The sequence below is a fragment of the Gimesia chilikensis genome, assembly GCF_008329715.1.
GTDB classification, from domain to species: domain Bacteria; phylum Planctomycetota; class Planctomycetia; order Planctomycetales; family Planctomycetaceae; genus Gimesia; species Gimesia chilikensis.
In genome coordinates this window covers 101,317-122,655 of record NZ_VTSR01000001.1, presented here as the reverse complement: position 1 = coordinate 122,655, position 21,339 = coordinate 101,317, and the positions used below count along the sequence as shown (strand labels likewise).

The window sequence follows — 21,339 nt, the reverse complement described above, 5'->3', positions numbered from 1 at the left end:
ACAACCTTCAGAGTCTTATCAGTTAGAACACGTTAAAATCTCAGTTTCCTGCTCGCGGTGCGCCCCGAATTGCTTACGGGGTTATCCGTTATTCTGCAGGTCGTCTTCAGACTCATAGAAGAGATCTGCGTGCTCTCTTAAAAAGTCTGGATCGATCCAGACTTCTCCCACATCGCCTGGCTCAAGTTTAACATTATTCACGCTGAATGGTTGAAGCTCGGAAAGAAACTTTTCGAAGCTGTCTGACAATTGAATCAACTCAGCTGTTTCATGATCCCAGAATAATACCGTCTCCCGACCATTCAAATCTAAAATGACGTAGTTGCCGCCTTCAGCAAATGCAAAGGGAAATGCCTGCGGTGAAAGATTCTCGATAAACGCTCTTTCTTTGAGAATCAATTGAGCCGGAATGAATTCATTCACTCCAGAATTGTTGGACTCATTAATCTCAAAAAGATTAGATTCCGGTTCAGCACCATCATATTCTTTTAGAAAATTTCGGAAGCTGCCTGGTAGCTTAACACCAAGTGTTTTTTCTAATATGAAAAGGTCGTTTGCAGAAGCAGCACGTGTTTTTGCTATTTTGATAACCACGAATCGGGTCTCCTTTTCGTAAGGAATTCATACGGATAGAAACCTGGATTCTCAAATGTTAAACGATGACGAAATACGCGTCGACTGATACAAGCTGGCAGATCGGGGACCAGAATCAAAGGACAGCCACGATTCTTAGCCCGAGCCCCGCAATGATCAAAGGGATGAGTGCTACGACAGTCTGATAGCGATCATTGAGCAGCGAAGGGATCATACATAGCCGACGTGGTTTCGATTCTGTGAATCACGGGTGATTTTCCCTCCTGGTCTCAGGTAGTACCTGAAACAGGATTTCCTTCAGTTTAACAAGCTTCGTCTGACAGGGTGAGTTTCACTATTCTCAAATTATGAGTTTGGTTTCTGGATCTGAGGTGCCTTAGACCGTGATTACGAGGCTGAGTAAATATTTGTTTACAGGTTATTGCGGAGCCGGAGTCTGGGGGATATGATGGGAACAGGCAGGATAAGATTGGGGGATTGCACAGAGTAGCTATGCTTTCCGGATGGCTGGAGGCTGGTGACGGCGGTCTCCCCTTTACTGATGGCAAAACTGTTACCGACTTTGAGTTCCCTTTTTACGACCCATCAGGAGGTCCTCACATGTACCGCTGTCTGATTATTGTATTTACATTCGCCGCTTTGTCTGTTGCCTGTATCGCAGAGGCCCAACAGGGAAATCGGCCTGTCGCGCGTGAGCAATGGCGGGCGATTTATCTCCGGGGCACAAACGTGGGATACGTTCACGATGCGGTTGAAACCGTGAACCGGGACGGAAAACAGATCGTCGTAAATTCGCATACATCTGTAGTAAGCGCTTCCGGAAATCCTGACGACAGTCGTGCCAGAGTGACGATTCAGACTGATGAAACCGTCGATGGCAAAGTGCTGGGTTATCGTTACCAGGCAAAAAATCCGCCGCTGGTGAACGTTCTCAAACAGGGACTTGTGACCGATGGTCAAGTGCGAATTCAGACTGAAACGAATGGCCAGACGGTGACCAGAGTCAGGGAGATTCCAGCTGATGTGAAAGGTCCGGCTTATGCAGACCGACTGATGTTGGATCAGCCTATGAAAGCGAATGAATCGAGGGTCATCACCACGTTCGATCCCAGGTCTGCCCAGGTCGACACAATCCGTTTTGAAGCACGTCAATTTGAAAACGTGTTGCTGCAGGATGGTAAAGAGCGACGCCTGTTGCACGTGGTCGTTTCACACAGCATTACTCCCAGCCTTGTCATTCATGAATTCCTCGATGAAGCGGGTGAGTCCTGGAAAACGACGATTCCCGCGCAGGACATGGTCGTCTATACCACGGATCGAGACGCAGCCATCAAGTTGTTCGGCGATGTGGAAAATCCCTGAGCAGCCTGTGATCCATTCTTCTCCGAGCCACGCTTTGAACAGCGTGGCTTTTTTTATGCCTGTGTTTTCGCGAGAATCTGGCGTATGTCATGCTCGTTTCCCTGCCTGATTCATCAGCGGAATCGCATTCTTCCATTTTCGAATTGCAATCCGATTCTGCCGCGATACAGTAAACGACAGTGACGTATACGAATGTGTTGGCGGTGCGTCTGCAGGATTCGGTTCTGGAAATTAAAGGATGAATACTGATGCAGAGAACATTCTTCTTTCACATGTTGTTTCTGGGTTGCTTATTCCTGGTTGATCCGAGAGCTGGGGTTGCTGCTTCCGCTCCCGGCTGGTCTCCTCTGCAGGCTACGGGGGAACCGAACGCACTTAAGGCCGGTGATCAGAAGACCGCCTGGGCCTCACTGGCACAGGATAAGGGAGACGAGTGGCTTCAGCTGGAGTACAAGACGCCCGTTGAAGTAAAAGCGGTGCGGATCTATGAGAACTTTAATCCCGGTGCAGTCAGTAAAGTGACTGCGTTGGACAAGAGCGGAAAGGAAGTCGTGATCTGGCAAGGGCAGGAAACAGTCAGGCCGGCGCCGACCGTTTTCGAAGTGAGCGCCAACTCGAAAGTAGTTTCCAGGTCTATTAAGATCTATCTCGACACCAGACGCGTTAAAGGCTGGAATGAAATTGATGCGGTCCAACTGGTGGGCAGCGACGACAGCAAACAGTGGGCCACGCAGGCATCAGCCAGCAGTTCGTATGCAGAACGCGGAGGCTCTCAGGAAATCACATTGGAAGCACTGCCTCCCTCAGTGGTCAAGACGGTGCCCCAGGCGGGGAGTACCGATGTTGATCCGGGGTTGAAAGAAATAGCGGTCACCTTCAGCAAGGACATGATCACCGAACGGATGTGGGCCGTCGTGCAGATCTCGTCGGAACACTTTCCCAAGGTTGGCAAGGGAATTCATTACCTGGATGACAAACGCACGTGCGTGATTCCCGTCGATCTGGAACCGAACAAGACGTACGTGCTGTGGTTCAATCGGGGACGCTTCAACAGTTTTCGTGATACCGAAAATAACCCCGCGATTCCTTATCTGCTCGTGTTCAAAACACGATCTGAATGAGCTGAGACTGAGATTCGTTTTATTGAATTGATCCGTCCGATATGTGTGAACTTTTTAAGTCCGTGACTCGCTGCTCAAGCGGAGAATGGACACTCTTATCCAGAACGGGACGGGAGTGCAAAACAGTCCTTAAAGCTCATTTTCTGCGCAGTTGAATCTCAACATTGCAGAATATTTTTTTAATGGGGGAATTTCCCCATTAAATTATTGAAGGAGCAGACAAATACTATTCAGATCATTTCTTGCGAGTAGGGGGTGGAAATCTATCTGCCCCGTATTTCGTAGTCAAAGTATCACCATTCATTTCGCTCAAAAATTGAAGCACAGTCTGTTCTACCCTGATTCGTTATGCACCAGATCCAGCTCATTCTGCATGGAAATTCTTCTCCGGGAAAGAAGCCTCATCTGTTCCCGATCCCAGGGGACTATGTGCATTTATTGCGAACCTATCGGGCACATCTGGGCGAACACCTGCAGTCTCTGATCCAGGTTGATCAGCAGGAAACTCCGACCATCGCGGTTTTGAATTCGACCAGCGCGCGGGACCGGGAATTTTTCCGGGCCCTGAGGACCGATTTGATTGAGTTGGCTGATCTGATGGACGCCGTTCAGGCATCAGAATCTTCAACAGATTCCCTGTCGATGAGGAACCGGACGAGTTTGAGTGCTGCTGAGCAGGAGACGTTTCAGCAGTTCATTGAGTGGTGTGAAGAAAATCATCGCACCCTGATCACGATTTTATTCGATAACGATTTTTTTAATATTACCTGATTATATTGTCTTATTTTTTATTCAGCGGAGTTTGATTGTGGATCCCCACTTCCAGGTGTTAAGACTGCGTACGCAAGTCTATTTTTCTACGTTAAGAGAGTTGCCCGAACAGCAGAAGCAGGAGCCGGTCGATATTGTGACGGCGTCCAATTTTAATCACCTGGTCGATGATCTCTCGTCGTTTGCCCCCTCGATTGAGTCAGCCTTACCCGCAAAAATTGACATCAAATCTTTGAAACAGGAGCCGGTCAGTTACCGCGTGCTGGAAGAGCTGGAGAGTGAGATCCTCGAACTGATGCCTGAAATGAGATAAGCGGATTCAGACCACTTCGGTTACGGAGGAAGTAACGTAAGCTGAAAATCGGACCGTTGTCAGATGGGAGGGGGCAGCTATAGTCCTCATACCTAGACACAAGAACCGATTTTCAGGAGCTGGATATGTTTGGCTGGTTGCGACGCGATCCCCGGAAAAAGCTGGAACAGGCTTACGCGAAAAAAATGGAGCAGGCCCGTGATGCGCAGCGGAATGGTGATATTCAGGGATATGCCAGCCTGGTTGCTGAGTCGGAAGAGATCCTGCAGGAAATTGATCGTCTGACAGCACAGCAGGTCGGTTGACCAGCCACGCGGGGTGACTGGTCAACGCGTGACTCAGGCGATGATTTCCTGGACGACGTTGCCGTAGATGTTGGTCAGGCGGAAGTCGCGGCCGCCGAAGCGGTAGACGAGCTTCTTGTGGTCCAGACCGAGCAGGTGCAGCATGGTCGCGTGCAGATCGTGCAGGTGGACTTCTCCCTCAACCGTTTTATACCCCAGGGCATCCGTGGCACCGTGGGTCAGTCCCCCTTTCGTGCCGCCCCCGGCGAGCCAGGCTGTGTAGCCTGTGGCGTTGTGATCGCGACCCAGGGTCTCTTTGCCGGAGAGGATCTGGGTTTCGGGCTGGCGTCCGAATTCGCCACTCCAGAGGACCAGCGTTTCATCCAGCAGGCCGCGCTGTTTGAGGTCGGCCAGCAGAGCAGCGATCGGTTTGTCGATCGTCTCGGCTTTCGATTTGAATTTGTCGAGACCGCTGTGGTGGTCCCAGCCGGTGGTACTGACTTCCACAAAGCGGACGCCGGCTTCACTCAGACGACGGGCCAGCAGGCACTGGCGGGCGAAGTCGTCGGTGGATTTCTCGTCGACGCCGTACATGTCGAGCGTGGCTTTCGACTCGCGGCTGAGGTCCATGACCTCGGGAACAGCGTCGCGCATCTGTTCGCTGAGGTTGAGCGAGTCGATCACGCCGCGGACGTCGGCGGTCTGGCCCAGCAGATCTTCGTTCATTTTCTGCGCGAGGGCCAGGGCGGTGCGTTCCGGGTTGGCGGCCAGGCCGTGTTGCGACTGCAGGTTGCTGATGGACGCGGTCTGGATAGATTGACCGGACCAGCCGAGTCGCGTGGCCTGGAAGGTACTGGGGAGAAAGGCGCTGCCGTAATTTGCGGGACCGCCGAAGGTGCGGGTCGGCTTGATGGTGAAGAAGCCGGGCAGGTTCTGGTTTTCGGTGCCCAGTCCGTAGAGCACCCAGGCGCCCATGGAGGGCCGCTGGAATTTGAACTCGCCGGTATGCAGCATGGGGATGGCGATGGGATGGGCGCGACTGGGGCCGGTCATCCCGTTGAGCATGCAGAGTTCATCGGACTGTTTCGCCAGGTGCGGGAAAGCTTCCGAGATCCACATGCCGCTTTCGCCGTGCTGTGCGAAGTCGTACAGCGGGGCCAGCAGTTTCCCCTTGTTCTGGCCCTTCTTGCCGCCGTTGGCTTTGAGCTCGGGCTTATAGTCGAACGATTCAAACTGCGAGGGGCCGCCGTTGATGAACAGGAAGATGACCCGCTTCGCTTTGGGAGTGAAGTGGGCGATGCGGGGGGAGAGCAGTCCAGCCTGGCTGGTCTGAGGAGCGAGCCCGGTCAAAGCGAGTCCACCCACGCTGCAACTGGCCGCTTTGAGCCATTGACGTCGCGACAGTTGTGTATTTGCTGTTTCGTGTTTCATCGGAGCTGATCTCCTCAATGCGTTTTCCAGGAAGGAGTGGGGAGGGAAGATTTAACGGGCATCGACCAGGAACCGGAATTCCGCGGTCATGAACAGGGTCTGGAACCAGGCGGCCCAGGCGTCGACTTCAACGGTTTTACTTTGGGGATCGCTGGACTCACGCACCTGCTGCACGAGTTGCAGGGCTCCGGCCCGTTCTTCCGGTGTGGGAGTGCGACCCAAGGCACGCCGCATGGCCAGGTCGACCCGGGAGGCATCGTCTTTCAGCTGTTTGTCGGCCAGCAGTCTGCGGGCGGCGTGTTGGGCCTGATCGGTGATGAACTGAGAATTCCGCAGGTAAAGGGCCTGCGCGGGGACGTTCGTGACGGCCCGGGTTCCGCTCACCAGGCTGGGGGAGGGGAAGTCGAACAGGTCGAATAGTTCGGGAACATAGTCGCGGACAACCGGCAGGTAGACGCTGCGCTGGTTGCTGGGAGGCTGCAGTTTTTCCAGGGGAATACTGCGGGCCAGCTTGTCGCCCAATGGGGTCACGGTTGAGCCATCAGGACGGTCGAAGATGAGTTGCCCGCTGACGGTGAGAATCGCATCGCGGATCGCTTCGGCTTCGAGACGTCGAGGTGTGGCCCGCCAGAGTAGATGGTTTTCCGGATCGATTTCCAGGTTGGTCGGGTCGGGTGTGCTGCTCAACTGGTAGGTGCGGCTGAGCACGATCTGGCGAATCATGCGTTTCGTGGACCAGCCTTCCTGCATGAACTTCAGGGCCAGGTCGTCGAGCAGTTCCGGATGACTGGGCTGTTTGCCAATCAGGCCGAAGTTGTCGACGGTGGGCACCAGACCGCGTCCGAAGAGATGGTACCAGATGCGGTTGACCATCACGCGGGCGGTAAGCGGGTTCTGATCACTGGTGATCCACTGGGCCAGTTCCAGACGTCCGCTATGGCCGGCGGGAATCTGCGGAGTGTTGTCGATCTGGATGGCACTCAGGAAGCCGCGGGGAACGACGTCCCCTTTTTCGCGGAAGTCGCCCCGCACGGCGATGTAAGTGTCAGCGGGTTTCTTGCGGTCCCGGGCGGTCATCGCGTACTGCGGCCGGGGGGCGGGGTTCTTTTTGAGTTCGGCGACTTTGGTTTTCAGCGTGGTGACTTCGGTGGTCAGCTGAGTCACCTGCGCGTTGGCTTGATCGAGTTTCTCTTTTTTCTTATCGACGTCGGCCTGGGATGGCCCCTGGAGGGCATTGGGATTCTTGGGATCGACGACGGTGGTGGCGATCAGTTGTTCGTATTTCTGATGTGCAGACGCGGCCAGTTTCTGGGCATCCTGTGCTTTTTTGAGGGCTGCCGTCTGTGTGGTCAGTTTCTTTTCCGTTTCCTGCAGCTGTTTCTCATACGCTTCGGCAGCGGCGTGCAGGGCTGGTCCGTTCTCGCCCAGGGGGAGCAGATCGGTGGGCGTGTTGCTGTATTTCTGTTTGATCGTGCCGTACATCGGTTCGGTGCTGAGGAAGATTCCCGCCAGAGAATAATAGTCGGCAGTGGGAATCGGATCGAACTTGTGATCGTGACAGCGGGCACAGGAGACAGTCAGCGCCAGCGTGGCCCGGCAGACAGTGTTGATCTGATCGTCGACGATATCCATACGGAATTCGGTCCCGCTTGAGTTATGCCGCTTGGGACCGAAGGAGAGGATACTGGGGGCGATGTTGCGGGCTTCGATCGTCTGGGGAGAATCATGGGGTTGGGCCGGCAGCAGGTCTCCGGCGATCTGTTCCCGCAGAAAGACATCGTAGGGCTTGTCCTGGTTGAAGGAGTCGATGACGTAGTTGCGGTAGGGCCAGGCATGAGGGTAGGTGAAGTTGAACTCCATGCCGCTCGATTCCGCGAAACGGACGACGTCCAGCCAGTGACGTCCCCAGCGCTCGCCGAACTGGGGGGAGGCGAGTAATTGATCGACGAGCTTTGCGAGAGCGTCGGGTGATTTGTCCTGCAGGAAGGCGTCGATCTGCTCGGGGGTGGGGGGCAGGCCGACCAGATCAAAGTAGACGCGGCGGACCAGCGTCAGACGGCTGGCATCTTCGACCGGCTTGACGCCATTCTGTTCCATGGCAGAGAGGGTGAAGCCATCGATGACCGCGTCGCGGGGCCATTCGGTCTGATTGACGGCAGGGGGGGCGACTTCGTGGGGCGTTACGAAGGCCCAGTGATTCTGAGCCTCCTGATAGCGCTGCTCTTTGAGCGTGGGGCCGGTCTCTTTGCGAGTGTCGGGGCAGCCGAGTTTGATCCAGGTTTCGAACGCGTTGATGACATCGTCCGAGAGTTTTTCTTCGGGGGGCATGCCCGAGACGCCGTCCTCATGACGCAGCATGCGTAACAGAGAACTGTGTTCCCTATCGTGGGGTTTGATCATCGGTCCGGTATCGCCGCCGCGCAGCATGCCGGAGGGGGAGTCGAGTTCCAAGCCGCCTTCGATACTCTCGCCTGTTTTGGAATGGCATTCGTAGCAGTACTTGACGAGCACCGGTTCGATTTTGGATTCGAACAGCTGCTGGCCCTTATCAGAGGGCGTGGCTGCCGAGGCCGGAAAAGCAGACACGGCCAGTGTGAGTGTCGAAACGAGACAAATCAACCAACGGTTCATCATCGCCGCCTTTCGTCATGTCTGTGGTGGGCTTGAAGCGGGCTGCCGACATGGAAGCAGACCACTTTTCAGGTGGGATTTCGCATTGTGATGAGGCTGCCGGTCAGCACCTCCGGCAGTCTCATAAATATTTATTATAAATATATGGATCCAATTGTCCATAACATCGTCACGATTTAGAGGGAAAATCGAAAAAATGACCGCAAAAAGAGATGATTTCAGTAAATTAAAGGGGGATTGGGTAAGGATTTACTACCACGAAAAGCACGAAAAACACGAAAATCTGGCTTCAGGAGTCGTTCTTCTGAGAGCCGAATTCCGGGCAGTCTCTGATTTCCTGGTGTTCCAGTTGGAATGGCTCGTTGCGTGCATTGTTGGGGTTGGAGTCTTCGATGTATTTTCTGTGTTTGACATCAATGACAGTGAAAGGGGCATTGGGACCTGTGCCCCAGGTAATGCGGTAGACGCCTTCGTCCTCTTTTTCCACGGAGGGTACGGTTTCGACGTTGATGTTGAGCGGACCGAGCGTTCGCGTTTGATAGCTTTGAAAGGGGGCGTCAGCAAAGAGTCCATAGAAATAGGTCTCTTCTGGGGCAGGGCCACCATAGAGACGGAGATAGTAGCGTGAATCCGGAATCTCGATTTCGGGCCCCATAGGTATCGCGGCGTCTCCAAGGATGGGGGGACGAAAGATGAGCAGCGGGAACAACAGCGCCAGGGCAGCGCCTGCCATCAGCACGGGGAGTGAAAGAACGACTAAGAGGATATGCACTAAGCGGATACGGGCCATGGGCGAATTCCAGACAGCGTCGCTGTGGGAAAACCACGAATTGTATGCAGGTCATGAACAAGTCTGTTTACTGGCACTGCACTTTAGAGAGGGCTGCTGTTCAGTTTATTCCGGGGAAATCAGAGTTTCCGTGGTTATTTGTATGACTATGGTGCGAACCAGACGAGGAGATTGACGAATTCAAAATCGTCGAGGTCTCTCTGGCATTTGACGGAGGTGATGGTGATTTCATTCTCGCCGAGACGCAGCCAGTTCGGATTGCAAGGGAGAACCAGTCGGTCGAAGGAGCCGTCGTCGGGAGAGGGTTTCAGTCCTTCGGTCAGCAGGTGGCCGTTGATGTGGATCTGAGGTCGGCACTGAATACCTTTGGCCATGAGGGTGATGGCAGCCCGGGGAATTCCATTCGGATACTGTCGGGCTGAAATTTCGAACCGGACCCGGTAGGTTGCACCTTCGGTGGGCCGCTGGAACTGGCTGTTGACTTTTCCTTCGAACTGATCATCGCCGAGATGATGGACGACGGGGTTCTCTTCGATGGCAATCACGCGTTCCGTTTTGGCACGCAGCGCAAAATCGAGGCGGCGGGGTTTTCCATTCGATCCGGTCACTCTCAGGTTCTGCGACTGGGGCAGGTAACCGGGGCGGGCGGCGCTGACGGCGACATTATCGGGCGTCTCTGAAAGTTTCAGTTCATAAGTGCCTTGCTGAGACGTTCGCGCTACGAGGGATCGACCATCGGGCAGGTCGACGCGAATTGTCGTGGCTGCCAGCGGTCGTCCAGTCTGGGAATCGCGGACAACCCCGCGGAGGAGGTCATCCGGCTGCATCGACGCGGGGCGTTCAACCTGGGGCGCGGATATGGGGGCTGGCGTTGAGTTGCGCAGGTTCGTTAACGGAGTCCGCGCCGCCAGATGCTTGCCTGCGGGAAGAGTCAGTTTTTCAGAAGCGGAACTGAGATCGGTGACGGATGGTGAGGCCGGTCCGGGCTGACCCTGATCCGTATTCATCGAGGGACGCTGCAGTGGTTGTCGTTCCACAGTTCCTGTTGCGGAGAGGGGACGTGGAGACCGAGCGGTCTCTGCCCGAGAAAATGTTTTCGGCCGCGATTCGGGACGGGCCTCTGCGCTGGGAAGATCTTGCGGGGAAGTGGAGACGTCAGGTGCGGGAGTCGAATGCTGCCTGGAAGACTCGGTTTGTGCCCGCTCGGCCTGGGGCAACTTGCTTTCCGCCGAGGCGTGCGGTGAGAGCGCCATGTTATCTGCGAGCAGACTTGGCTCCTGGCCTGGTTCGATCTGGCGGGGGAGCGAGACGGTGTCTGCAGAGAGGCGGTCCCGCTCGGTTCGATTCCGTTCCGGTTTGAGTGGCGTGATGCTTTCCTGCCAGAGTCGGGCATCGTTCAACGTTGATGAATCGGAGGGCGTGGGTTCCGTGTTGTCGTTGCTGATCTGTCGAATCGCGATGGGATCTGATTTGACGATCGGTTCCGGCTGGGCCGGCGAGTTTTCGACCACGGTGACCCAGCCGAGACCCAGGCAGAAGTGGATCAGCAGGGAAAGGTAAAACGACTTGGACATGGAGTGCCGATTACCCCAACGGGTGCCCCAGAGCGTCAGCCAGTCGATAGTCACGAAGAGAATGCAGAAAATCAGCGCCCCGCGGAGCACTGTCTCGATAATCGAGGCCTGTGGTCCGCCGCTGATCAGATCCAGGATGTACTGCCACCATTGTGCCATGGAGTATCTCATCCGCGTGATTATTTGATGCCAGGCGAGCCGCTTACGGGGAGTACGAAAGCCGCTGACCTGAATTCGACCCACAATCAGAGGCGGCTGCAATTCCGACAGGGGGAAGGGGGGAGTCAGGGATTTCAGTTGGAAATAGCGTTCGTTATGCAGATCTCCCTGGTGTGGGGGAATTATATCCCTCGAAGCCCTGTTTTTCTATGTTATTCTTGCCTGTACTGCCTGACGTCGGTTTATCCCCTTTTAAATTCCCGGGTTCGTGATCACCGGATACGAGACAAGTCTGAGGTTGTCAGATATAATCGGGGGCTCATGGTTATCCGCCTGACCAGCGGTCGCTCCGGTAGAGATCGTCCGTTTTTCCTTGCTTACATTGAAAGGGATCCATCTGTGAAATCATTCCAATTTGCTGCAGCTGTGTTTGTCCTGTTCTGTTCTGCGCTGGTCTGGGCCGATGAACGGGGGACATTGATTTTCGAAGATGATTTCGAACGGAGTGAATCACAGGAGCAGAAAGACGAGATCGGCAAGGGCTGGGGGACGAACAGTCGCAGCCGGGCGAAGGGGAACAAACAGGTCGACCTGCGCGACGGTGCGATGTATATCTATATTCATGAGACAGCCGACCACGCCGTTTCGGTGACGCATCCTGCCGAATTCAAGAATGGCGCGGTTGCCCTGCGGTTCATGCTGGAAGATCCCAAAGACAGCCTGGGACTCAATTTTGCAGATCTCAAATACAAACCGGTACACGCCGGCCATCTGTTTGTGGCTAAGATCAGCCCCAAAAATCTGATGATCACCGACCTCAAGACCGGCAACATGGATCTGAAAATTCGCGATCAGCGGAAAGCGGGCACTTTGTCTGAGGAACATAAAGAACTGCTCAAGACCAAAACCAAACGATTCCCGCTCAAACTGGAGACCGGCAAATGGTATGACCTGCTGGTGAATGTGGAAGGGGACAAGCTGACTGTTTCCATCGACGGGAAACAGGTCGGCTCTTTTGCCTCTGAGGGGATGGCCCACCCGACCAAGCGGCTGCTGCGACTGGCAGTGCCCCGCAAGGCAGTGGTGGATGACGTCAAGATTTACTCCCGTAGTGAGAAGTCGTAAGTCAGGCTGGATGAACCGGTTCCGGTGAGAGGGATTCTCGGGGAACGTCGCCCCTTGTTTTGGGGGCATCCCCGGATTCCGGGCGAGTCCGTTCTTGACCCGCAGTGAATTTCTGACGATAATTAACAAATCAACCCGCGCTTATGTACGGTTGATGTTTAGAGTCTCATTCCAGTAATCCCGCGAGTCCCTCCATGAACCAACGACCGTCCCGCAGCATGACTGACTGTTCCGGAATCACACGTCGCAATTTCGTGCAGGCGGGCGCATTGGGAGCAGGCGGTTTGTGCCTGGCGGATCTGCTGAAGCTCAAAGCGGAAGGGGCTGTTTCGTCGAAGCAGCAGGACACCAGCGTGATCCTGTTCTGGCTGAGCGGCGGTCCGGGGCATATGGAGACCTGGGATCCCAAGCCCGAAGCACCTGCAGAATACCGGGGACCCTTTCAGCCAATCCCGACCAGTCTGTCAGGCGTGCAGTTCAGCGAACTGATGCCGGGACAGGCGAAGCTGGCCGAGCACCTGGCTGTGCTGCGAACCGTGAATCACGGGACCGGCGACCATACCAAGGGAAATCACTGGATGCTGACCGGCTTTGAAGGTCCTGCCTTCAACGCACCCGACAATCGGGTGCAGCGACGTCCTTCGATTGGTTCCGCGGCTTCATTCCTGCGTGGTGCCCGGCAGGAAGGGATGCCCCCCTATGTGGGAGTGCCTCACCTCCGCGGGGGGACCGATAATCTGTTTCATTATTCTTCGTATATTGGCGGCGGTTTCGATCCATTCATTGTCAATTCCGATCCGAATACTTCGAGCTTCAGCGTGCAGAACCTGACCCTGGCTCGCGGCCTGACGGTTGATCGACTGAAGAACCGGCAGGAACTGTTGAGTTCGCTCGACCAGCTGCCACGGCGACACGAGAAGCTGATTCGCGACCTGGACGAGCACCAGCAGAAAGCCTTTGATCTGCTGTATTCGAAAGGCGTTCGCTCTGCGTTTGATGTTGAAGACGAACCGGCGGCGGTTCGCGACAGCTACGGACGGCATACGTTCGGACAAAGTGCACTCCTGGCGCGGCGCCTGGTGGAGCATGGTTCCACGTTTGTGACCGTCAACTGTGTCCCCTGGGATCATCACGGTTCCGCGGGACGTCTCCGTACGGAAGAAGGGGCCCGCAAACTGATACCGCCTCTGGATGCGGCGATCTCGGGATTGATTCGGGATCTGATCGACCGCGGTCTGTATGAGAAGACACTGGTGGTGGCGATGGGCGAATTTGGACGCACGCCCCGAATTAACCAGCATGCAGGACGCGACCACTGGGGGCGAACCTTCAGTGTGATGATGGGCTGTGGCGGCATGCGGATGGGACAGATCATCGGCCGTTCCAGCAGCCGCGGCGAAGATGTTGTCGAACGTCCGGTGGGTCCACAGGATGTTGCAGCGACCATTTATCGGCATCTGGGCATCGATCCCCAGCGTGTTATTCTCCGCGATCGCCTGGATCGCCCGATGCCTCTGCTCGATACCGGGGAAGCGGTTTCCGAGCTGTTTGGTTAACCGACGTCCTTCTGAGAGAGCGCTCATGCAAGAATTCTCGGGCGGTATAACCCGCATAACTGGACTCCGATTCCCGGCTGAAAATACTCGACATAGCGATAATCGATTATATAATGAACTTATGAATGTCATCCTATGCCGTCCTCCAGGTTCCTGCCTGCTCAGCCTCCTGTGCGTCCTGTTTTTAATGGGATGCGAATCAAATCAACCAGCCCCCACTAAAAAAGCCGGGGAGACACTACCGGTCTTGAATGTGGAAACACTGACCGTCGCCGAGCAGACCTGGCCACGTATTATCCGCAGCCAGGGGAGTCTGTTTCCTGACGAAGAGGCGACGCTGGGGATCAAGGTGGAAGGCCGCGTTTCCGAAGTACACGTTGATCTTGGAGATGTTGTCGAAGTCGGTGATCCGCTGATTACGATCGACCAGGAAGATTTCAAACTCCGCGTCAAACAGGCCGAAGCACAACTGGCGGCAGCCCGTTCGGCAGTCGGGTTAAAGACCGGAGATCCGATTGAAAAACTGGTGCCGGAAAATTCGCCCCCGGCCCGGGAAAAGAAGGCTGAATGGGATGAAGCCGAGGCCAATCTGGAACGGGCCAAGACCCTGTATCGACAGAATGTGATGGGCCAGGCCGAATTCGATCAGGTCGTGTCGTTCGAACAGGTGGCCCAGGCCCGCTATGCCTCCGCTTTGAACGGGGTCCGCGAGAAAATGGCTAATATCACCGTGCAACAGACGCAACTGGATCTGGCACGGGAAGACTTGAAGAATACCGAACTGAAAGCCACGTACCCGGCCGTCGTGCAGAAACGCCTGGTTGCACCCGGCAGTTACATTCGCATGGGTGATCCACTGCTGGTGCTCGTGCGGATCGATCAGCTCCGCTACCGGGGAACGGTGCCCGAGCGTCTCTCGACCCAGCTTGAAATCGGTCAGCCGATCGAATTGAAAATTGAATCGGTACCCCAGCGGACTTCTAAAGTGACCCGCATCAGTCCCTTCCTGGATCAGTTGAGTCGTTCATTGCTGTTTGAGTCGCTGGTCGAGAACCCGGATCGGGAATTGCGGGCCGGCCTGTTTGCCGAAGGACGGATTATCGTCGATCCTGATCAGAAGGCGGTTGTCGTGCCGGTCTCGTCGGTCGTGCAGTTTGCGGGAACGGAAAAAGTCTGGAAAGCCGTAGATGGCACCGTGAAGATGCAGGAGGTTCTGCTGGGAGAACGACGCGGTGATCAAATCCGAATTTTAGAAGGACTGCAGCCGGGTGATGTCATTCTGCGCACCGCGAAGGAAGGACGTCCCGGAACACTGTCTGCCGCGGAGCCACAACCCTCGGCTGCCGAGCAGACCAAAGCCAAAACATAATTGCCGGCGGGTCTGCCTGATCCGTCTTGTGAAGAAAGTCGCCGCTGCCTGATGTAAAGGGAATCGATTTTGTACTGGTTAGCCGAAGTCTGTGTCAAAAGGCCCGTGTTTGCGCTGATGCTGATTACCGCATTAGTGGTCGCTGGTCTTGTGGCCTTTCCGGAGCTGGGCGTCGATCGCTTCCCTAATATGGACATGCCGTCGATTTACATCCGGACGAACTATCCCGGGGCTGCGTCTCAGGAAGTTGAATCCGAAGTCAGCGCGGTGCTGGAAGATGCGGTTGCAACCGTAGCGGGCATCGAGGAACTGCGTTCGATCTCGCGCGATGGTCGTTCCTTTGTGATCATTACCTTCAATCTGAACCGGAACGTCGACGCTGCAACGCAGGACGTGCGGGACGCGGTTTCGGGGGCGATGAATCTGTTGCCTCCCAATATCGATCCGCCGATTGTGCAGAAACGGGATCTGGAATCCTCGCCGATCATGACGCTAGCGGTTTCAGGACCACGCACCTCGCGGGAGCTGTATCTGTTTGCAGACCGCTACGTGAAGAACGTGATTGAATCATCTCCCGGAGTGGGTGAGGTTCAGATTGCGGGGGCCGCGGATCGGGCGGTGAAGGTGGATATCGACGCGGACCGGCTGGCGGCTTACCAGATGTCGATCCTGCAGATCCGGGACGCACTGGTGCGACAGAATACCGAAGTTCCCGGGGGACGTCTGGACCAGGGCTTCCGCGAGCGGTCCCTGCGGACGATGGGCCGCATTGCCGATGCGAGCAATTTTCCGAATCTGGTGGTCGATACGATCAACGGGACGCCGGTGCGACTGGCCGATCTGGGGACCGTCAGCGACGATACCAAGGAAGTCCGCACGATTGCGCGGCTGAATCAGGCGCCGGCGGTTGTGTTGACGATTCAGAAACAGTCGGGAGAAAATACGGTCGCGGTGGTGGAAGGCATTAAAAAGATGCTGCCCCGCAGCCAGGAACTGTTGCCTGACGACGTGACGGTCAGTGTGGTGCAGGATCAGTCCCGCTATATTGTGACGGCACTGCACGAACTGGAAAAGCACCTGATCTCCGGGAGTATTCTGGCCTGTATTACCGTGCTGTTGTTTATGCGATCCTGGCGATCCACGGTGATTGCTTCGGTGGCGATTCCCGCTTCGATCATTTCCACTTTTGCTTTCATGAAACTGTTCGGCTTCACCTTGAACAACGTAACCATGCTGGCGCTGGTGCTGATGGTAGGGGTGGTGATCGACGATGCGATTGTGGTACTGGAGAACGTATTCCACTGCATCGAAGAGCGGGGGATGACTCCCCATGACGCCGCGATTTACGGAACCAAAGAAATCGGGCTGGCGGTGCTGGCGACCACCATTTCACTGGTGATCGTCTTTCTGCCGGTGTCGTTTCTGTCGAGTGTCACCGGGCGACTGCTGTTCCAGTTCGGGTTGACGGCGACAGTGGCGATTCTGGTTTCGATGCTCGTCAGTTTCTCCCTGACGCCGATGATGTGCAGCAAACTGCTCAAGGCCGAGACCCCCAGTCCGAATGGACCGAGTTCGCGTTCGGGATTCTATCACCTGGTGGAAACCTCTTATCTCTGGACGCTGAAACAGTCGTTGCGGTTTCGCTGGCTGGTACTGGCAGTTTCCATTGCGGTGATCTTCAGTAACTATCCGCTGTATCAACTGGTGAAACAGGATTACATTCCGCTCAACGTGGATGAGTCCGAGTTTGAAATCCGTCTCGAGGCCCGGCAGGGAGCGACGCTGCAGTCGATGAATGATCTGATTGAGCGTGCTGAGACGATCCTGACTGATACAGAGGGAGTGAAAACGATTCTGCTGACGGTGGGAGCCGGGGGCTTCGGCGATGTGAACCGGGCGACGTTCTTTGTGCGGCTGACCGACAGCGAGACGCGTACGTTTTCATTTGATCGTTTCTTTGCCGGACTCATGCACGCCGACCTGACCGCGGCGTTTCGGGGTAATTTCACCCAACGCGAGAAGATGTCGGAGATCCGCAAGAAACTGAAACAGATTCCCGATACCCGCATCTCGGTGCGAAACCTGACTTCACTCCGGCAGGGGGCGCCGGTGGATATCGACTTTTCGATTACCGGACCGGACATCGACGGTCTGCTGGAGTTCAGTAACAAGCTGCGGGAAAAGGTCAAAACGATTCCGGGAATCGTGGACGTCTATTCCACTCTGCAGATCGATAATCCGGAACTGCTGGCCCGCATCGATCGCGAACGGGCGGCTGCTTTGGGCATTGATGTGCGGGAGATTGCCGATACGCTGCGGGTTGCAGTCGGCGGGGATGATCGTGTTTCCCGTTACCGCGACCGGAGTGTGGACGACGCTTATGATGTCGAACTGCGACTGGTCGGGCTGGACCGGGGAGATATCCAGTCGGTTTCCCAGTTATACGTGCGGACCAGTCCACAGGCGCAGGGGGACGTTACTTCCTCGTCGGCACAGACCGGATCGCGACTGGCGCGGATCGATAACGTGGTCAATTTCGAATACAACACGGCAGCTTCTCGTATTGACCGATTGAATCGACAGAAGATGGTCGCCGTGCGGGCGAACCTGGCGCCGGGCTATGCACTGGGCGACGGAATCGAGGCGATGAAAGCGGCTGCGGAAGAGATCGGAATTCCGGATGGCTACAATACGATGGTGCTGGGGGGCGGCCGCGAACTGGAACGCACGCTCTCGGACTTTGGCTGGACGATGGTGCTGTCGTTCGTCTTCATGTATATCGTGCTGGCGGCCCAGTTTGAAAACCTGGTGCATCCGATGGTGATTCTGCTTTCGCTGCCTCTGGCGGTTCCCTTTGGTCTGTTGAGTCTGCACTGGGGAGGCGAGACGCTGAACCTCTATTCGGCACTCGGGATTCTGGTGCTGTTCGGCGTGGTGAAAAAGGCGGCGATTCTGCAGATCGATCATACGAATGCACTGCAGGAGCAGGGCTTCCCCCGTTACCAGGCGATCCTGCAGGCAAACCGCGATCGTCTGCGACCGATTCTGATGACAACCCTCTCGTTCGTCGCGGGACTGATTCCGCTGTTGATTGCCACCGGTCCCGGTGCAGAGGAACGGCGGTCTATCGCAGTGCTGGCGGTAGGGGGGCAGACTCTGTCGTTGCTGCTGACCCTGCTGGCAATTCCCGTGCTGTATACGTTCTTCGATGATCTCTCGGCCCTGTTCATGAAGTGGACCGGCAACGAGAAGAAGAAGCCAGCTGCGCCCGAGCACAGTGTGCCACATGAAGTTCCGCCCGTGCATGTACTGGCAGCGCATATTCCGCCCCCCGAACCCGCACCGACGAGCACAGAGCAGACCTGAAATGTGGGTGACAGGTCAGCCATTTTGAGAATCGGACTTACTTATTGACTTCCCGCAGAGATGGCAGTAGCCTGAAATATGCTTAAATGATGTCTCCCGCCAAAGGAATGGTTTGTGAAGAGGAAACATCGATGTCTCTATCCCGTCCTGTCTGGCAAAGCACGTCTTCCCCGATTTCCCTTAATGAGCAGACTCAGGCAGGTTGCGACCACTGCAGTCACTCTGGAACAGGAATGTGACAACCATGCGCTCTACTCTCAAATCTGTTGTAGTGGTGTTCTGTCTGGCACTGTTGTCTGGCGGGAACTCACTGCAGGCTGCTGAGGGCTCGCGGGTGACCCGTGATCTGCAGGTTCTGTACACGTTTGAAGCGGGCCAGGGGGATCTGATTCAGGATCGTTCGGAGGTTGGGGAACCGCTGAATCTGAAAATTAAGAATCCGTCTGAGATCAAGTGGCAGAATGGGGCTGTGACCGTCAAGGGGTCGGCCCGAATTCAGTCTGTCGAGCCGGCCAGTGAACTCATTAAAGCACTTCGGCGGGCGAATGCATGTACCATGGAAGTTTGGTTGAAACCGGCCCATGATCGGCAGAAGGGACCCGCGCGGATTGTTTCGTTATCCCGAGATCCGAATCAGCGTAATCTGACGCTGGGGCAGGAGGGCAGACGCTATGATGTGCGTTTGCGGACGACGTCCACCAGCGGGAACGGCATGCCTTCCATGACGTCTCCGGATCGACTGGCTCAACCCCGGTTGACGCATGTGGTCTATACCCGCGATCCGGCGGGAAGGGCACTGCTGTATGTGAATGGAAAGTTGCAGGCCGAGAAACGAATCCGGGGGAACCTGTCCAACTGGGATCAGTCCTTTTCGCTGACACTGGCCAATGAAGCGACCGGCGATCGTCCCTGGTTGGGGGATCTGTTTCTGGTCGCCGTTTACAGTCGGGCGCTGACCAAAGCGGAAGTCGAGCAGAATTATCGCGCGGGAGAAAAAGGGAAACCTTCCGAGCAGGATCTGCTGGCGCTGGCCCAGGCGAAGCAGAGAACATTGTTTGAAACGAAGGTCGCACCGCTGTTGGCACAGAACTGCCTGGAATGTCATGACGCCGCCAGCCGGAAAGGGGGGCTGGATCTGTCGCACAAAGCGACGGCCTTCGCGGGTGGGGAGAGTGGAAAAGTCATCGTGCCGGGTTCTGCGGAGAAAAGTCTGCTGTGGGAACAGATCGTCTCGGGTGATATGCCGCCCGGAAATACGCCACTCAAGTCGGCAGAAAAAGCGTTACTCAAAGAGTGGCTGGATGGAGGCGCACACTGGTCGGTGAACATGATCGATCCCGCCATCTATAACGGGAACAGCAGTGCGCAGGAGATCTGGGTGCAACGGCTGACGATTCCGGAATACATCGAAACGGTCAAGAGCACGGTGGGCGTGGATATCAGTAAAGAGGCCTACGAACTGCTGCCGCCTGATCTGCGGGCCGATGGTTTCAGCAATACCGCGTACAATCTGAATGTGGACCTCAAGCATGTGCAGGCGTATTCCCGGCTGGCGGAACTGATTGTCCAGCGGATGGACGTCCTGAAATTCGCGCGGCGGTTTTCCAATTCACGGAGCCTGAATACGGATGCCACGATGCGAAAGTTCGTGGGAGCGATGGGACAGTGGCTGTTCCGTGGTCCGCTGGACGAGCGGGAGATTACGAACTTCAGCGGGATCGCGACGACAGTGGCCAGCGCGGGGGGCACCTATGAAGAAGGAGTCTCGCTGATTGTGGAAGCGATGCTGCAGTCGCCCCGGTTTATCTATCGGATTGAATCGCAACGAGGGGACGGGGCCGCGTTTACCGCAGGAAACTTTGAACTGGCTTCGCGATTGAGTTACATCATCTGGGGCGGACCTCCCGATGAGGAGTTGCTCAAGGCGGCGCAGGCGGGGAAGCTGACCGATGAGGATGTCTGCCGGAAACAGGTGACGCGGATGCTGAACGATCCACGTGCGGTAGAACGCTCGGCTCAGTTTGTTTCCGACTGGCTGAACCTGGATCGGCTGGCCAACATGCGACCCAATGAGGCGCGGTTCCCGGAATGGGATCCGCAACTGGGGCTGGATATGCGCGAGGAGACGCTGGCGTTCTTCAAGGAGATTGCCTGGAAGGAGAACCGACCGTTGTCTGATCTGTTTAATGCCCAGGTGACCTTCGCGACGCCACAACTGGCCCAACATTACGGTTTGAAACCGCAGGGTAAGGGATTGCAGCGGTACGATCTGTCGAAGATTCCCGCACGGGGCGGATTACTGACGCAGGGGAGTATTCTCACGATGGGCGGAGATGACGCATCAATGGTGACCCGCGGACTGTTTGTTTTGAAAGATCTGCTGCGAGGCGTAATCGGTGCACCGCCGCCGGGCGTGGATACCACACCGGTGCCTTCGCGGCCGGGACAGTCACAAAGAATGATTGCCGAAAAGCGGATGGCCAACGAGGCGTGTGCGGGTTGTCATACCCGGTTCGAGCCGCTGGCATTCGGGCTGGAGAAGTATGATGGCATCGGTGCGTTTCACGAGATCGATGAATATAAGAACCGACTGCGGAGCGATGGAGATATCCTGGTTCCGGGGACGGCGAAACCGGTGGCATTCAGCACGCCGGCGGAATTGATGGATCTGCTGGCCGAAAGCGAGCGGGTGCGTGAGACGATCACCTGGAAGCTGACTCAGTTTTCGCTGGGACGTCCGCTGGGTCCTGCGGATGCGTCGACGGTACAAAAAATTCATAAAGCGTCCCAGCAGGGGGGCGGTACTTATCCGAGTCTGCTTACCGCGATTGTGATGAGTGATCTGGTGCAGAAAGTGCGTACTGAGAGGCAGAGTGATTAGGCTTATTGTTTA

Annotated in this window: 15 protein-coding genes; 10 read left to right on the top strand and 5 right to left on the bottom strand. The window is 55.8% G+C overall.

Annotated elements, in window-relative coordinates; all coding sequences use genetic code 11:
• Positions 1 to 81: 81 nt before the first annotated feature.
• Positions 82 to 594: an SMI1/KNR4 family protein gene (locus FYZ48_RS00415; RefSeq protein WP_187781803.1), complete on the bottom strand. Its 513-nt coding sequence runs from the start codon at positions 592 to 594 to the stop codon at positions 82 to 84.
• Between the two features lie 600 nt (positions 595 to 1,194).
• Here FYZ48_RS00415 and FYZ48_RS00410 point away from each other — a divergent pair.
• From FYZ48_RS00410 to FYZ48_RS00390, 5 genes are all read left to right on the top strand, one after another.
• Positions 1,195 to 1,956, top strand: a complete 762-nt coding sequence (locus FYZ48_RS00410; RefSeq protein WP_149336414.1) for a hypothetical protein — start codon at positions 1,195 to 1,197, stop codon at positions 1,954 to 1,956.
• 248 nt (positions 1,957 to 2,204) lie between these two features.
• Positions 2,205 to 3,077, top strand: coding sequence for an Ig-like domain-containing protein (locus FYZ48_RS00405; RefSeq protein WP_149336412.1), 873 nt, complete (start codon positions 2,205 to 2,207; stop codon positions 3,075 to 3,077).
• A gap of 429 nt (positions 3,078 to 3,506) precedes the next feature.
• Complete coding sequence (locus FYZ48_RS00400; RefSeq protein ID WP_149336410.1) at positions 3,507 to 3,848, top strand: hypothetical protein; 342 nt, start codon at positions 3,507 to 3,509, stop codon at positions 3,846 to 3,848.
• Between the two features lie 37 nt (positions 3,849 to 3,885).
• Positions 3,886 to 4,161, top strand: a complete 276-nt coding sequence (locus FYZ48_RS00395) for a hypothetical protein (RefSeq protein ID WP_149336408.1) — start codon at positions 3,886 to 3,888, stop codon at positions 4,159 to 4,161.
• Positions 4,162 to 4,286: 125 nt separating this feature from the next.
• The gene (locus tag FYZ48_RS00390) at positions 4,287 to 4,466 is read left to right on the top strand and encodes a DUF6435 family protein (protein ID WP_145038646.1); all 180 of its coding nucleotides are present in this window, start codon (positions 4,287 to 4,289) and stop codon (positions 4,464 to 4,466) included.
• 33 nt (positions 4,467 to 4,499) lie between these two features.
• Here FYZ48_RS00390 and FYZ48_RS00385 read toward each other — a convergent pair whose 3' ends face one another.
• The 4 genes from FYZ48_RS00385 to FYZ48_RS00370 all read right to left on the bottom strand — a co-directional run bounded on the left by FYZ48_RS00385 (position 4,500) and on the right by FYZ48_RS00370 (position 11,030).
• On the bottom strand, positions 4,500 to 5,876 hold the full coding sequence (locus FYZ48_RS00385; protein ID WP_149336406.1) for a DUF1501 domain-containing protein: 1,377 nt from the start codon (positions 5,874 to 5,876) through the stop codon (positions 4,500 to 4,502).
• Between the two features lie 51 nt (positions 5,877 to 5,927).
• On the bottom strand, positions 5,928 to 8,510 hold the full coding sequence (locus tag FYZ48_RS00380) for a DUF1553 domain-containing protein (RefSeq protein ID WP_149336404.1): 2,583 nt from the start codon (positions 8,508 to 8,510) through the stop codon (positions 5,928 to 5,930).
• A 286-nt stretch (positions 8,511 to 8,796) separates the two neighbouring features.
• Positions 8,797 to 9,297 carry a hypothetical protein gene (locus FYZ48_RS00375; protein ID WP_149336402.1) on the bottom strand — a complete coding sequence of 167 codons (501 nt, stop codon included), beginning with the start codon at positions 9,295 to 9,297 and terminating at the stop codon, positions 8,797 to 8,799.
• A gap of 146 nt (positions 9,298 to 9,443) precedes the next feature.
• A complete protein-coding gene (locus tag FYZ48_RS00370; protein ID WP_187781802.1) occupies positions 9,444 to 11,030 on the bottom strand; it encodes a carboxypeptidase regulatory-like domain-containing protein in 1,587 nt (528 codons plus the stop codon).
• A gap of 450 nt (positions 11,031 to 11,480) precedes the next feature.
• On the opposite strand from FYZ48_RS00370, the gene FYZ48_RS00365 reads away from it, so the two are divergent.
• From FYZ48_RS00365 to FYZ48_RS00345, 5 genes are all read left to right on the top strand, one after another.
• Positions 11,481 to 12,155 (top strand): LamG domain-containing protein, encoded by a 675-nt coding sequence (locus FYZ48_RS00365; RefSeq protein ID WP_149337129.1) that lies wholly within the window; start codon positions 11,481 to 11,483, stop codon positions 12,153 to 12,155.
• 194 nt (positions 12,156 to 12,349) lie between these two features.
• Positions 12,350 to 13,711, top strand: coding sequence for a DUF1501 domain-containing protein (locus FYZ48_RS00360; RefSeq protein WP_149336398.1), 1,362 nt, complete (start codon positions 12,350 to 12,352; stop codon positions 13,709 to 13,711).
• Between the two features lie 121 nt (positions 13,712 to 13,832).
• On the top strand, positions 13,833 to 15,080 hold the full coding sequence (locus FYZ48_RS00355; protein ID WP_187781801.1) for an efflux RND transporter periplasmic adaptor subunit: 1,248 nt from the start codon (positions 13,833 to 13,835) through the stop codon (positions 15,078 to 15,080).
• 69 nt (positions 15,081 to 15,149) lie between these two features.
• A complete protein-coding gene (locus tag FYZ48_RS00350; RefSeq protein ID WP_242022275.1) occupies positions 15,150 to 18,446 on the top strand; it encodes an efflux RND transporter permease subunit in 3,297 nt (1,098 codons plus the stop codon).
• Between the two features lie 244 nt (positions 18,447 to 18,690).
• The gene (locus FYZ48_RS00345) at positions 18,691 to 21,327 is read left to right on the top strand and encodes a DUF1592 domain-containing protein (RefSeq protein ID WP_149336394.1); all 2,637 of its coding nucleotides are present in this window, start codon (positions 18,691 to 18,693) and stop codon (positions 21,325 to 21,327) included.
• Positions 21,328 to 21,339 lie beyond the last annotated feature (12 nt).

Bases quoted from the DNA above. Each gene is read 5' to 3' on its own strand.
- FYZ48_RS00375 (WP_149336402.1), bottom strand. From the start codon at position 9,297: ATGGCCCGTATCCGCTTAGTGCATATCCTCTTAGTCGTTCTTTCACTC.
- FYZ48_RS00360 (WP_149336398.1), top strand. From the start codon at position 12,350: ATGAACCAACGACCGTCCCGCAGCATGACTGACTGTTCCGGAATCACA.
- FYZ48_RS00380 (WP_149336404.1), bottom strand. From the start codon at position 8,510: ATGATGAACCGTTGGTTGATTTGTCTCGTTTCGACACTCACACTGGCC.
- FYZ48_RS00345 (WP_149336394.1), top strand. From the start codon at position 18,691: ATGCGCTCTACTCTCAAATCTGTTGTAGTGGTGTTCTGTCTGGCACTG.
- FYZ48_RS00390 (WP_145038646.1), top strand. From the start codon at position 4,287: ATGTTTGGCTGGTTGCGACGCGATCCCCGGAAAAAGCTGGAACAGGCT.
- FYZ48_RS00355 (WP_187781801.1), top strand. From the start codon at position 13,833: ATGAATGTCATCCTATGCCGTCCTCCAGGTTCCTGCCTGCTCAGCCTC.
- FYZ48_RS00370 (WP_187781802.1), bottom strand. From the start codon at position 11,030: ATGGCACAATGGTGGCAGTACATCCTGGATCTGATCAGCGGCGGACCA.
- FYZ48_RS00385 (WP_149336406.1), bottom strand. From the start codon at position 5,876: ATGAAACACGAAACAGCAAATACACAACTGTCGCGACGTCAATGGCTC.
- FYZ48_RS00410 (WP_149336414.1), top strand. From the start codon at position 1,195: ATGTACCGCTGTCTGATTATTGTATTTACATTCGCCGCTTTGTCTGTT.
- FYZ48_RS00405 (WP_149336412.1), top strand. From the start codon at position 2,205: ATGCAGAGAACATTCTTCTTTCACATGTTGTTTCTGGGTTGCTTATTC.